The sequence below is a fragment of the Marinobacter sp. MIT932201 genome, from assembly GCF_047123295.1.
Lineage (GTDB): Bacteria > Pseudomonadota > Gammaproteobacteria > Pseudomonadales > Oleiphilaceae > Marinobacter > Marinobacter salsuginis.
Map to the genome: position 1 here is coordinate 3,099,228 of NZ_CP138917.1, position 12,317 is coordinate 3,111,544.

Annotated in this window: 12 protein-coding genes; 5 read left to right on the forward strand and 7 right to left on the reverse strand. The window is 57.1% G+C overall.

Annotated elements, in window-relative coordinates:
* Positions 1–6 precede the first annotated feature (6 nt).
* Complete coding sequence (locus SIC15_RS14150; RefSeq protein ID WP_412536232.1) at positions 7–1,335, forward strand: ABC1 kinase family protein; 1,329 nt, start codon at positions 7–9, stop codon at positions 1,333–1,335.
* 18 nt (positions 1,336–1,353) lie between these two features.
* Here the strand turns inward: SIC15_RS14150 and SIC15_RS14155 are convergent, their stop codons facing one another.
* Positions 1,354–2,031 carry an SIR2 family NAD-dependent protein deacylase gene (locus SIC15_RS14155; RefSeq protein ID WP_291906051.1) on the reverse strand — a complete coding sequence of 226 codons (678 nt, stop codon included), beginning with the start codon at positions 2,029–2,031 and terminating at the stop codon, positions 1,354–1,356.
* Positions 2,031–3,434: an FAD-binding oxidoreductase gene (locus SIC15_RS14160; RefSeq protein WP_069182981.1), complete on the reverse strand. Its 1,404-nt coding sequence runs from the start codon at positions 3,432–3,434 to the stop codon at positions 2,031–2,033. Before SIC15_RS14160 ends, SIC15_RS14155 begins: the two co-directional genes overlap by 1 nt.
* Before the next feature lie 190 nt (positions 3,435–3,624).
* Here SIC15_RS14160 and serA point away from each other — a divergent pair, with 190 nt between their 5' ends.
* The gene (gene serA, locus SIC15_RS14165; RefSeq protein WP_069182980.1) at positions 3,625–4,854 is read left to right on the forward strand and encodes a phosphoglycerate dehydrogenase; all 1,230 of its coding nucleotides are present in this window, start codon (positions 3,625–3,627) and stop codon (positions 4,852–4,854) included.
* 63 nt (positions 4,855–4,917) lie between these two features.
* Here the strand turns inward: serA and SIC15_RS14170 are convergent, their stop codons facing one another.
* Entirely contained in the window at positions 4,918–5,574 is a 657-nt protein-coding gene (locus SIC15_RS14170; protein ID WP_069182979.1) for an OmpA family protein, read from the reverse strand.
* A 38-nt stretch (positions 5,575–5,612) separates the two neighbouring features.
* The gene (locus tag SIC15_RS14175; RefSeq protein ID WP_069182978.1) at positions 5,613–6,620 is read right to left on the reverse strand and encodes an alpha/beta hydrolase; all 1,008 of its coding nucleotides are present in this window, start codon (positions 6,618–6,620) and stop codon (positions 5,613–5,615) included.
* Positions 6,621–6,697: 77 nt separating this feature from the next.
* Between SIC15_RS14175 and SIC15_RS14180 the strand changes: the two genes are divergently transcribed.
* Complete coding sequence (locus SIC15_RS14180; RefSeq protein WP_136631598.1) at positions 6,698–7,591, forward strand: alpha/beta hydrolase; 894 nt, start codon at positions 6,698–6,700, stop codon at positions 7,589–7,591.
* On the opposite strand, the gene SIC15_RS14185 is transcribed toward SIC15_RS14180, so the two are convergent.
* A complete protein-coding gene (locus SIC15_RS14185) occupies positions 7,569–7,823 on the reverse strand; it encodes a GIY-YIG nuclease family protein (protein WP_083231791.1) in 255 nt (84 codons plus the stop codon). The genes SIC15_RS14180 and SIC15_RS14185 overlap by 23 nt on opposite strands.
* Before the next feature lie 13 nt (positions 7,824–7,836).
* Positions 7,837–8,742, reverse strand: coding sequence for a DMT family transporter (locus SIC15_RS14190; RefSeq protein ID WP_136631599.1), 906 nt, complete (start codon positions 8,740–8,742; stop codon positions 7,837–7,839).
* 168 nt (positions 8,743–8,910) lie between these two features.
* On the opposite strand from SIC15_RS14190, the gene dctP reads away from it, so the two are divergent.
* Complete coding sequence (gene dctP / locus SIC15_RS14195; RefSeq protein WP_136631600.1) at positions 8,911–9,990, forward strand: TRAP transporter substrate-binding protein DctP; 1,080 nt, start codon at positions 8,911–8,913, stop codon at positions 9,988–9,990.
* Between the two features lie 9 nt (positions 9,991–9,999).
* Here the strand turns inward: dctP and SIC15_RS14200 are convergent, their stop codons facing one another.
* The gene (locus SIC15_RS14200; protein ID WP_069182973.1) at positions 10,000–10,839 is read right to left on the reverse strand and encodes a 23S rRNA (adenine(2030)-N(6))-methyltransferase RlmJ; all 840 of its coding nucleotides are present in this window, start codon (positions 10,837–10,839) and stop codon (positions 10,000–10,002) included.
* Positions 10,840–11,020: 181 nt separating this feature from the next.
* On the opposite strand from SIC15_RS14200, the gene SIC15_RS14205 reads away from it, so the two are divergent.
* Positions 11,021–12,316, forward strand: coding sequence for an imelysin family protein (locus tag SIC15_RS14205; RefSeq protein ID WP_412536233.1), 1,296 nt, complete (start codon positions 11,021–11,023; stop codon positions 12,314–12,316).
* Position 12,317: the final 1 nt, after the last annotated feature.

Consider the following 12,317-nt stretch of genomic DNA (forward strand, 5'->3'; position numbering starts at 1 on the left):
GTATTTATGGCAAAGAAACCGGTTACCTCCCGACGTGGTCGCTTCTTCAAGCTCGCTGGCATGACTGCTTCCGTGGCAGGCCAGTATGCGGGTCAGCGCGCTCGCAGGCTTTTTCGCTCGGAGAACGACGAAGGCGCCCAGAGTGAAAGCTATACCCGCATGGCCGGGCAGATAGCCGACACCCTCGGGGAGCTCAAGGGTGCCGTGATGAAAGTCGGTCAGATTGCCTCCCAGACGCAGGATTTTCTGCCCCGGGAATTCTCGGAAGCCCTGGAAAAGCTGCAGAAAGAAGCGCCACCAATGCCGTTCGAGGTGATCGTGGAGCAGATCGAATCCGGGCTCGGGAAGCCGGTCTCCGAATTGTTCGAGTACCTCCAGGAAAAGCCTTACGCGGCCGCATCCATCGGTCAGGTGCACCGTGCCCGCCTGCACGATGGCACCGATGTGATCGTCAAGGTCCAGTATCCCGGCGTAGACGAATCCTGCGACTCGGACCTGAAACAGCTGAGAATGACGCTCAAACTCGGCGGCCTGCTGAAAATGCCAAAGGAATCCGTGGACAAGCTGTTCGCAGAAATCCGGGAACGCCTGAAAGAAGAGCTGGATTACGAAAACGAGGCCCGGAACATCGAGCTGTTCCGCAAGTTCCACGAAAAACAGCCCTGGGTCCTGATCCCGGCGATCATTCCCGGCCATTCCACCCGGCGGGTGCTGACCATGGAACTGGTGGAGGGCGATCACGTCAGCAAGGTCACCCGGGAGCAATACGATCAGGACACCGTCAACCTGATCGGCCATCGCATTTTCACCCTCATGGCGGACCAGCTATTCCGGTTCCAGTGCATCCACGGCGATCCCCACGCCGGCAACTTCGCCTACCGACCGGACGGCTCCATCATCATGTACGACTTCGGCTGCGTGAAAAAACTCAAGCCGGAGATCGTCGAAGCCTACCGCAACGCCCTCGTGGCCGCGCTTGATGAAGACTATGAGGCCCTGGACCGCTACCTGATCGACCTTGGCGCGCGGGTGGGAAGCCAGCCAGCCGTGGATGAAGCGTATTACGCGATGTGGCGGGACATACTCGTGGTGCCTTTTGAGCAGCGCGACCAACCATACGATTTCGCGGAAGCCGACATTCATAAACGCGTCGCCGAAAAAACCAGCACGGTGTTTAAATACCTCGATTATTTCAAACCACCTGTGGAGAGCATTTTCATTGACCGAATGATTGCTGGCCACTACTGGATGCTGAAAAGACTGGGGGTTCAGGCGGCATTTCGGTCAGAGCTCGAGAAATACCTTAAGGCTTCAGAGACCGCTGCGCCAGGATGAGCCTCGAGAAATGGAGAATTACTTCAGGCCATCAACCCACTCGGCCACACCCTCGGCAGCCCCCTTGCGAATGACCCGGGCACGGGACACTGAAGCGGGCTCTCCCGGGTCGACGACCGTGATGGGCACATCCATGTCCACCTCATACACCAGCCCCGCCGCCGGATAGACCTGGAGCGACGTCCCTACGATCAGCAGATGATCGGCGGTGCGCACAATGTCGGCGGCCTTTTCCAACATGGGAACTTCCTCACCGAACCAGACGATATGGGGGCGAAGCTGGGCGCCGCGGTCGCAGGTGTCGCCCGGATTGATATCACGATAACCAATGTCGTAAACCAGCTCCGGATACCTTGAACTGCGGGCCTTGGTGAGCTCGCCGTGAAGATGAATGACGTTGCTGGCGCCACCCCGTTCGTGGAGATCGTCCACGTTCTGGGTGATCACCGTTACCCGGTACCGCTTTTCCAACTCTGCCAGCAGGCGATGGGCCCGGTTGGGCTGGGCGGATTCCAGCTGGCGCCGGCGGTCGTTGTAGAACCTCAGCACCAGCTCCTGATTCCGGGCAAACGCCTCGGGCGTGGCCACATCGTACACACTGTGCTGCTCCCACAGCCCGCCGTTGTCACGGAATGTGGAGAGACCGCTCTCGGCGCTGATACCTGCGCCTGTCAGTACAACGATGTGGTCCTGCATCAGTCGAAAATCTTGCCTGGGTTCATGATGCCGTTGGGATCGAATACCTTTTTAATACCTCTCAGGTAAGCAATCTCCGCCTCACTGCGTGTGTATTGAAGATAGGGCTTCTTGGTCATACCCACACCGTGCTCGGCTGACACACTGCCCTGGTAGCGCTCGACAATCTCGAACACCCATTTGTTAACCTGCTGGCACTTTTCGAAAAAGTCCTCGTTGGCCATATCTTCCGGCTTGAGGATATTGAGGTGCAGGTTGCCATCGCCGATGTGCCCGAACCAGATAATCTCGAAATCCGGATAGTGCTCGGTAACCACGGCGTCGATTTCCTGCAGGAAACCCGGCACCTTGGAGACCACCACGGAGATGTCATTCTTGTAGGGCGTGCGGGGCGCGATGGATTCGGAGATGCGCTCGCGCAACTGCCACAGATTCTGGGCCTGAGTTTCGCTCTGGCTGATCACACCATCGAGCACCCAGCCGTTCTCCACACATTGCTCAAACAGGGTCATGGCGTCGTCCATCACCTGGTCGGAGACAGACTCGAATTCCAGCAAAGCGTAGTAAGGCGCCTCGGTTTCGAACGGCGCCTGCACCTGGCCATGGGCCAGCACGTGCCCCATGGCCTGATGAGAGAAAAACTCATAGGCGGTGAGGTCGATCTTTTTCTGGAAAGTCTGCAGCACGTCCATGGTGTTGGTCAGGTCGTTCAACCCCAACACCAGTACGGTCAGGTTATCCGGCTTGCGGGACAGCTTCATGGTCGCTTCCGTGATAAAGCCCAGTGTCCCCTCAGCACCAATAAACAGATGACGCAAATCGTAGCCGGTATTGTTCTTTTCCAGGTCCTTGTTCAGATCCAGGATATCGCCCTTGCCAGTGACTACCTTGAGCCCGGCCACCCAGTCCCGGCTCATGCCATAACGGATCACTTTGATACCGCCGGCGTTGGTGGAGAGGTTGCCCCCCAGTTGGCTGGAACCGGCGGAGGCAAAATCTACCGGGTAATACAGATCATTTTCTTCAGCAAAATTCTGGAGCTGCTCGGTCACAACGCCCGCCTGACAGCGAACCACTCGATCACTGGCGTTGAAATCCAGGATCTGGTTCATGTTGTCGAACGCCACAACCACTTCACCATTGGCGGCCACGGCACCGGCACTCAGACCTGTCCGGCCGCCGGAAGGCACCAGCGCCACCTGATTCTCATTGGCGAACTTCACCAGCGCCTGCACCTGCTCAGTGGTTTTGGGCAAGGCAATCGCCAAAGGTTTGGGTGGGTAGATCTTGGTCCAGTCCTTGCCATAGGTATCCAGATCTGCCGGGTCGGTCAGCACCTTGCCGGGTGCATCGCCAGTAGCCATCAGGTCTTTGAGGGAAGCAATGATCTGTTCAGAATTCATGGGCTATTCGGTCTCGTCAGGTTTCGGCCGGAGCATCCTGCAACAGGAGTCACAGACAGTTGATTCAGGCAAACCGGCGCGCTGTGAAAATCTGCGTTTATGGTATCATACCGGCCCTGTTCTGTGAGCCAGCCCCGACGATCACTGGCCACAGGTCATTTCACGTGACGAAAGGTTCGGAAGCAAGCCCATGTCAAATACGTCTCTTGAGAAGAGCAAAATCCGTATCCTGCTGCTGGAAGGCGTCCATCAATCTGCCATTGATACCCTGAACGCTGCGGGCTATACCAACATCGAGTACCTGTCTCACTCGCTGGCCGAGGAAGAGCTGATTGAGAAAATTGCCGATGCGCACTTCATCGGTATCCGCTCGCGCACCCAGCTGACAGAGAAAGTATTTGAAGCCGCCAACAAGCTGGTGGCCGTGGGTTGTTTCTGTATCGGTACCAACCAGGTGGATCTCCAGGCAGCCACCCGGCGCGGCATTGCCGTATTCAACGCGCCCTTCTCCAACACCCGGAGCGTTGCCGAACTGGTTCTGGCCCAGGCCATCCTGCTCCTGCGTGGTGTTCCAGAGAAAAACGCCAAAGCCCATCGCGGCGAATGGCTGAAGTCCGCCAAGGACAGCTACGAAATCCGCGGCAAGAAGCTGGGCATCATCGGCTACGGCAACATCGGCACCCAGTTCAGTGTCCTGGCCGAGGGCCTGGGCATGGATGTGTATTTCTACGATGTAGTGTCAAAGCTGTCGATCGGTAACGCCACTCAGGTGGGCACGCTCCAGGAGCTGCTCAACATTGCCGACGTGGTCAGCCTGCACGTGCCGGAAACACCGGCCACCAAGTACATGTTCAAGGCCGAGCAGTTTGCCCAGATGAAGCCCGGCAGCATTCTGATGAATGCCTCCCGTGGCACGGTTGTCGACATTGATGCCCTGGCCGACGCTCTGCGCAGTGGCAAACTGCTGGGCGCCGCCATCGACGTATTCCCGGTGGAACCCAAATCCAACGATGAGGAGTTTGTGTCTCCGCTACGGGAATTCGATAACGTGATCCTGACCCCGCACGTGGGCGGCTCCACCATCGAAGCCCAGGAGAACATCGGTCGGGAAGTGGCGGAAAAACTGGCCATGTACAGCGACAACGGCACGTCTGTTTCGTCCGTGAACTTCCCGGAAGTGGCCCTGCCGTCACACCCCAACCAGCACCGCCTGCTGCACATCCACGAGAACGTGCCGGGCGTGATGTCCGAAATCAACCAGGTATTCTCGGAGAACGGCATCAACGTCTGCGGTCAGTACCTGCAAACCAAGGAAGACATTGGTTACGTGGTTGTGGATGTGAACAAAGAATACGGCGAGCTGGCGCTGGAAAAGCTGCTCAAAGTGAAGGGAACGATTCGCTGCCGCGTCCTGTTCTGATTCATGGCCTGAGACAAAAACCGGAGCATTTGCTCCGGTTTTTTATGGCCTTAGAACAGCGACTTACTGCATGGGCACGAGCGTCAGCTCAACGCGACGGTTCTGCTCACGACCGGCCGGGGTATCGTTGGAGGCCACAGGGTAGCGCTCACCATACCCCACAGCACGGGTACGCTTGGGCTCAATGCCCTGATTCAGCAGGAAGTCACGTACTGAGGATGCGCGACGCTCACTGAGCAGCTGGTTGTAGCTGTCCGAACCAGAGCTGTCGGTATGGCCTTCAATCTGAATAATCGTTTTGTCGAATTCCTTCAGCACCAGGGCAACTGACTCGAGAGTGCCGCTGAATGAAGGCTTGATCGTCGATTCATTCAGATCAAAGGTGATGTTGCCCGGCATGATCAGTTCGATCTCGTCGCCGTTGCGCACTACGCGAACACCGGAACCCTCCAGCTTGCGACGCAGCTCGGCTTCCTGCTTATCCATGTAGTAACCAACGCCACCGCCGATAGCAGCGCCACTGGCCGCGCCAATCAGGGCGCCTTTTCCCCGATCACTCTTACTTGAAGTTGCGGCACCGATGGCCGCACCGCCAATCGCGCCAATAATGCTGCCCTTGGTCGCATTCGACGTTTTCTCTTCGCCGGTGTACGGGTCATAGGTCATACAACCACCAAGACCAAACGTTGCCACCGCAAATGCAAGAATCGTCTTCTTCACAGCTTTCTCCTGTTCCTGGTTTCTTCAGCAAACCCGATTCAACGGGTCCTTTCTGCCGAATTCGTGAATGTATCAATGATGGTATTGAATACGGTTGCCTGCAAATCCTGAGCTTCGTTCACAAGATGATGACGTCCGTCAGGGATCTTCAGTTCCTCCACCGCCGAAAATTTATTCCGGATAATGCGCAAATTATGTTGCCAATCGACTGTCAGGTCCTTTTCACCTTGCACGACAGTCACGGGAAAGTCGACAGGCCGTGCCGATTCGATATGGGGCACCCACTTTCGCAACGCACTCACCCAATCCACATGTACCGCCCTGGCCTGGAGCGGATCGTGTTCACGCAGAAACCTCAGAAAACGGCTATTACCGCTGTTCTCCGCAAACACCCGGCGCCAGCGGGAAATGAACGGTTTGGCGATGCTATGGAGTACCTTGGCTCCTAACCAGCCCGCCGGCCTTACCAGTGGCGCCAGCAGCACTACTTTCCGAAAATCCGAGGTCTGCTGATTGTGCTGATTGGACAACAGATAGTCGATCAGGATCGCGCCACCGGTGCTCTGGCCCACCGCAAACCAGGGCTGGCGTACCTTGTCTCTGACCTTGGCCATCACATCTGTCAAGACACCCTGGTATTCGAGAAAACTTCCAATCGCCGCCGGCGTGCCGCTGGAAAGACCATGTCCCGGTTGATCATAAGCCAGCACATCAAAGCCGGCGCCCAGACAGCGGTCAATCAACTGGCTGTAAAGCCCAACATGATCGAAGTAGCCATGCATAATAAACACTGTGCCGCGTTCACCTGCCTGCTCCGGCAACCGGAAATAATGCACCATGACCTCGTGATCACACGCGTTGACGTACCCCTGATGGTAAGCAACGTCCGGGTGCTCCACCCAGAGATCCAGACCGTAAAAGCGGCAGTAGGCGACCATTTCGTCGCTGAGATCCCGCGCGCAGGCCGGATCGAAGGGTTCGAGCCTGTCCAGAAGCGAGTGCCTGTCCCAATCCGGTATTTCTATGGTATCTGTTTTCCAGTACACGTAGAGTTAAACGCCTGTCATGAATAGATTATAAATTTTGGCCTCCAATCCTAACCCATAGCAGGGGAAAGACACAGATGTTGCAACACCTTCTGGAGAGTGCGTTGCGCCAGACCATGAACCGGCTGGTAAGACCGGTTCTCAACCCGACGGTGCCGGTTCCGCTTCAGCGACGCATTGTGCGCCAGGCTTACAGGAGTTCGATACCGCCCAAGGGTGCAAAATTCGAAGCCACCACGGTTGGCGGTATTCCCGTTACCCGAACCAGTTTCAGCATCAAGCCGCACGGCGCTGTTCTCTATCTGCACGGCGGTGGCTATATCATTGGTTCTTCGAGTACCCACCGCGGCATAACCGGGCACCTGGCAAAAACCAGCAATTGCAGCATTGTTACGCCTGATTACCGGCTGGCACCCGAATTCCCCTTCCCCGCAGCTCTGGACGATGCGGAAGCTTGCTGGAACGGCCTGCTGGAGCGGGGCCTAAAGCCGGAGCAGATCGCTGTCGCCGGGGATTCCGCCGGCGGCGGCCTCGCCGTTGCCCTGGCCATGCGGCTACGCGACAAGCAGCAGTCCCTTCCGGCATCGCTAACAGTATTTTCACCCTGGGTAGACCTCACTCAGGAGCAGCTCTATGAACCCGAATGTGAGCCGGTACTCCAGCCAAGCTGGACCAGTAAGGCAGCAAAGCTCTATGCCGGAAAGGAATCCCTGAGCAATCCGCTGATCTCACCGGTATTCGGCGACCTGAGCGGCCTGCCGCCCCTGCTGATCCAGGTGGGTAGCCAGGAGATTCTGTTGAATGATGCCGAGCGGCTGGCTGAAGCGGCGAACCGTCAGGATGTGGAAACCCGCCTGGAGATATACAACAGCCTCTGGCACGTTTTTCAGGTGCACAGCGGTCAGCTCGACAGGGCCACAAAGGCGATGGAAACCGCTGGCGAACACATCAAACGTCATCTGGCAGGCTGAGTTCACCCCGGGCAAGGGCCTCTTTCCTTAGCCGGGGCCACTGCTTGATGTGCCACTCCAGACGGGAAGCCTGGCTTCTGTCGCCAGCGGCGGCGCTGAAGACCAGTTCCAATGGTCCCTTTCCCCTCAGACTACGGGCGCCCCTGGGCGCGCCCGCCTGATGCTCCCGGAAACGTCGTTCAACGTCGGTCGTGATTCCGGTGTAGAGCGCTCCACTGGCGGTTCGAACCATGTAGACAAACCAGCTAGCCAAGATTTAACGCCTCTTCCCTGTCTTTGACTTTTTTCTGCTGGATCCAGAGCCCCATCATGATAAGAACCAGGCCAATGTAGGTGGAGGGCAGAATATGCTCCCCCAGAATGAAATAGATGAACACCAGTGACAGGAAAGGAGAGATGAAAATCAGATTGCTGACTTTCGACGTGTTCTCTGCCTTTTTCATGGCGTAGGACCAGAGCACAAAGGCAATACCCATCTCAAACACACCAACGTAAACCGCAGCGGCGAGCGACGTTCCCGAGGCAAAGTCCAGACCTTCCGTCCACCAGCAAATCAGCAGAATCACCGGGAGCCCACACAGAAAATTCAGGAACAGGCCAACCACCGGATCGCGGGTATCCCGGGTGGCAATAATCCAGTAGGACGCCCAGACCACGGTACTGCCGAGGGCGAGAGATACACCCAGAGGATCCTCGAAACTCAGCGAAGTCACCGCTCCACGGGTGGCAATGACCACTACGCCGGCGTAACAGATCAGGCCCGCCACAATATCGAGCTTGCGCAGCCGGTGCCCAAGAAAAGGCACCGACATGTAGGCCAATACCAGCGCCCAGGTGTAATTCAGCGGTTGCGCTTCCTGGGCCGGCAACCTGTCAAACGCCCCGAACAACAAAAAATAGTACAGGCAGGGATTGATCAGCCCCATGCCGAACGACTGGGCGTACTGTTTGCGACTGAGAGAAAACACCAGATGCCAGCGCCCCTGCAGCATCAGAATGACGGCCATGACGACCACAGACGCACTGCAGGCAATCAACAGCATCTGAACGGGCGCCAGCTCCCTGAGCGACAGCTTGAAAGCGGTTGCCACTGTTGACCACAATAGCACCGTGCCCAGGCCATAAAGCATCGCCTGCTTCTGGTTTTTCATTCACGGCCTCCTGCCAGCCACTGGAACTCCATCGATTTTCTCCTCTACCCGCGGGATCGTCTGGCCGACAGTGTAATGCAATCGAACCCTGTTACCCACGGCGGGGCGCATTCTTGTGTTACCTTGTCTACCAATGTCGAAAAGGATTGAGAAAACTGGAGCCCCGTTATGCCCGCTGCCCGTATCAGGTTCTGGCCATTAAGCATCGCCTTGGTCATTGCGCTGGCCGGCTGCTCAGACAGCCAAACCGACCATGGGCCGGAGGCCGCCAAGGCACCGGAAGCGCCCGAATACCCCGTCACCTGGCGCTTCGCCCTGGAAGAAATCGAGGGTAGCGTTCAACACGCCTATGCCGAAGCCCTGAAAGAACGCATAGAAGAACGTTCTGAAGGCAAGATTGAAGTCGATATCTTTCCCTACGGCTCTCTCGGCACCTCGGCGCAGCTCACCGAACTCGTCAAGAACGGTTCGGTCAGTCTTGCCTTCGCCTCTCCCGGGCACCTGGCCAACACCATCCCGGAAGTGGGCCTTTTCACTCTGCACTATGTTCTGCCGGACGACGCTGAGGTGACCCGACAGCTTCTGGCGAGTCCGGAACTCCTTAATCTGTTTGAACAGCCCTATGCCGACCAGAACATGAAATTGCTTGGCTTCGTGCCAGAGGGCTGGATGGCCTGGACGGCCAACAAAGCGCTGCGCACACCGGACGATTTCAATGGCCAGCGGATACGCACCATGACATCCGACATGGCCGAGGAAGCCTTTCGAGCCTATGGCGCCGAACCGAGTCAGATCCCCTATTCACAGGTCTACAGCGACCTTCAGCTGCGTAAGATCGATGGCCAGAGCAATCCCGTTTTTGCCATCGAGGAAATGGATTTCTATGAAGTGCAGAGCACCATGACGCTTGCCCGGCCGGCACAGTTCGTTGCCTCCGTGGTCTCAAATCTTGATTGGTACAACGCGTTGCCGGAAAACCAGCAACAATGGCTTGATAACGGTCTCAATGATGTTGCGCAGATTGCCTGGGAGACCCAGGAGGAACTGAATCAGACCCGGCTGGAAAAAATGTTGGAAGAAGGACACCTGAAAGTTGTCCGCCTGACAGATGCAGAGCGGGAGGCATTTCGGCAAGCCAGCATGCCTGTGCGTGACCTCTATCTGGAACGCACCGGCGAGAGCGGACAGCGTATTTTCGAGCGTTTGCAACAACTGATCGAAGAGCTGGACGCCAATAAGCCGGAGTAGACTGCCGGACTATTCCGGCACCAGCCATCCAATATCATGGGTCAGATTCAGAACATCTGGCCCGGCTACATCACTCATCATCGCCGATAAACGGGAATCAAAGCCCCAGGGCGGATTCACCACCAGCATGCCCGATCCGACCATGCCCCGCTCCGGCGGCTTTCTGAGATGCACCTCGCTACACAGCACCTTGCGCACGCCGGTGCGCCCGACAGCCTCTTTCAGTTGCTGCTGCAATCCGCTCGTGAGTATCGGATACCAGACCAGATAAACCCCGTGACGGCACTTTTGCCAAGCCTTTGCCAGGGTTTCAGCGACCTCAACGTAGTCAGATTTAATTTCATAGGAAGGATCAATGAGCGTCAGCAACCGTGGCTGTTTCGGTGGCAGCTGCTTCAGAAGGCCGGCCAGGCCATCCTGTTTGAGCACGCGGACGGGGGCTTCGGCGGCCCATCCCGCCAGCTGTTCGCTCTCGGATGGATGGAGTTCGAACAACGTCAGCGCATCCGCGGGCCGTAGAAAATGCCGGAACCACACCGGAGACCCCGGGTAAACAGAGAGCTCTCCGTCACCGGCATTGAATCCTGCCAGCACGTCCAGAAACGGCTTCCAATCCCCGGACCTTAGCCTATCTCTTCCGCTCCATACCTTTTGAACGCCGTAATCAGCCTCTCCTGTCTTTCGGGCTCGCTCACTGCGCAAATCGTATATGGCGCTGCCGGCGTGGGTGTCGAAACAGGCAATGCCGGATGTTTTCGACTGCATCATCGCAAGGGCAAGCGCCAGTGAACTGTGTTTCTGGACATCGGCAAAATTGCCGGCGTGGAAGGCGTGTAGATAGCTCAACATACAAAAATAGCTCCCTGGTAACGGAGCCATTAAGCCCGATCACAGTTGCCAAGAGCAAGGGACCCGACACGCATCATGGTCACACCCCCTATTCCCGCTTGCCTTTTCATCAGTCGGCAACCATAATCGTGAACGCTAATTTTTCTCATTTTCACCACGATTACCAAAACTGGAGAAAGGAATGAAATCCATGTTTCGTCCGGCCCCACTGGCGCTAACAGTGGCCGCCATGCTAACTGCGGGATGCGCTTATACTCCCTGGGCCTCAGAGAAGCCAGAACCCGCTACCAAGGCTTCCGTAGTTGAACACTATGCCGACCTTGCTCACGCCAACTATGAAGATGCCCTGATTACCGCCCGCGCGCTGGACGACGCTACCGATCGGCTGATTGCCAACCCGACCGAAGAGAACCTTGCAGCCGCAAAAGAAGCCTGGCTCGCCGCGCGAATCCCCTACCAGCAAACTGAAGTATTCCGGTTTGGCAACGCTATTGTCGATGACTGGGAAGGACAACTGAACGCCTGGCCGCTGGATGAGGGCCTGATCGATTACGTCAAGGCTGACGGCTACCAGCACGAGTTGGGCAACTCCGGGGCCACCGCCAATATCATCGCGAGCAAAAGCATCAATGTGGGCGGTGAAACATTGAATGTGGCCTCTCTTTCCCCTGCACTGCTGGCCGATCTGAACGAAGTAGGCGGATCTGAAGCCAACGTGGCTACCGGCTACCATGCAGTTGAATTTTTGCTCTGGGGCCAGGATCTGCACGGTTTCGAAAGCGGCGCCGGTGAGCGCCCGGTTACGGATTACGCCGAGGGCGCTGATTGCACCAATGGCAATTGTGAACGTCGCGGGGAATACCTGGACGCGGTAACCGACCTTCTGGTCTCAGATCTGGAGTGGATGGTGGCCCAGTGGGCACCCGGTGCCAACGACAATTATCGCGCCCAGCTGACTGCCGCCGACGCCAATGAAGGTGTTCAGAAAATGCTGTTCGGAATGGGCTCCCTGTCCCTGGGTGAACTGGCCGGTGAACGGATGAAGGTTGCCCTGGAGGCCAACTCCTACGAAGATGAGCACGACTGCTTCAGCGACAATACCCACAATTCCCACTACTACAACGGCCAGGGCATCCAGAATGTCTATACCGGCACCTACCGTCGTGTCGACGGCAGCCTGGTGACTGGACACTCTCTGTCTGACCTGGTTCAGCAGAGCAACCCTGAACTGGATGCGCGCCTGAACAACCAGTTGGATGCGTCCATGGAAGCCCTTGCCCTGATTAAGGCTCGTGCAGAGAGCAGCGAGAACCCCATGGCATTCGATACTATGATCGCACCGGGGAACGCCGAAGGTACCCGGATCGTCAACGGCGCGATCATGGCGCTGGTCGCCCAGACCGGATCCATTGAGCAGGCTGCGCGGGACCTTGGCATCGAAGCCCTGTCTCCGGATGACGCCGGTCACGCGTTCTGAG

What these genes read in the sequence shown, in the direction of transcription:
- SIC15_RS14150 (WP_412536232.1), top strand. Translation starts at nt 7, where the DNA reads ATGGCAAAGAAACCGGTTACCTCCCGACGTGGTCGCTTCTTCAAGCTC.
- SIC15_RS14155 (WP_291906051.1), bottom strand. Translation starts at nt 2,031, where the DNA reads ATGCAGGACCACATCGTTGTACTGACAGGCGCAGGTATCAGCGCCGAG.
- SIC15_RS14160 (WP_069182981.1), bottom strand. Translation starts at nt 3,434, where the DNA reads ATGAATTCTGAACAGATCATTGCTTCCCTCAAAGACCTGATGGCTACT.
- serA (WP_069182980.1), top strand. Translation starts at nt 3,625, where the DNA reads ATGTCAAATACGTCTCTTGAGAAGAGCAAAATCCGTATCCTGCTGCTG.
- SIC15_RS14180 (WP_136631598.1), top strand. Translation starts at nt 6,698, where the DNA reads ATGTTGCAACACCTTCTGGAGAGTGCGTTGCGCCAGACCATGAACCGG.
- SIC15_RS14185 (WP_083231791.1), bottom strand. Translation starts at nt 7,823, where the DNA reads ATGGTTCGAACCGCCAGTGGAGCGCTCTACACCGGAATCACGACCGAC.
- SIC15_RS14190 (WP_136631599.1), bottom strand. Translation starts at nt 8,742, where the DNA reads ATGAAAAACCAGAAGCAGGCGATGCTTTATGGCCTGGGCACGGTGCTA.
- dctP (WP_136631600.1), top strand. Translation starts at nt 8,911, where the DNA reads ATGCCCGCTGCCCGTATCAGGTTCTGGCCATTAAGCATCGCCTTGGTC.
- SIC15_RS14200 (WP_069182973.1), bottom strand. Translation starts at nt 10,839, where the DNA reads ATGTTGAGCTATCTACACGCCTTCCACGCCGGCAATTTTGCCGATGTC.
- SIC15_RS14205 (WP_412536233.1), top strand. Translation starts at nt 11,021, where the DNA reads ATGAAATCCATGTTTCGTCCGGCCCCACTGGCGCTAACAGTGGCCGCC.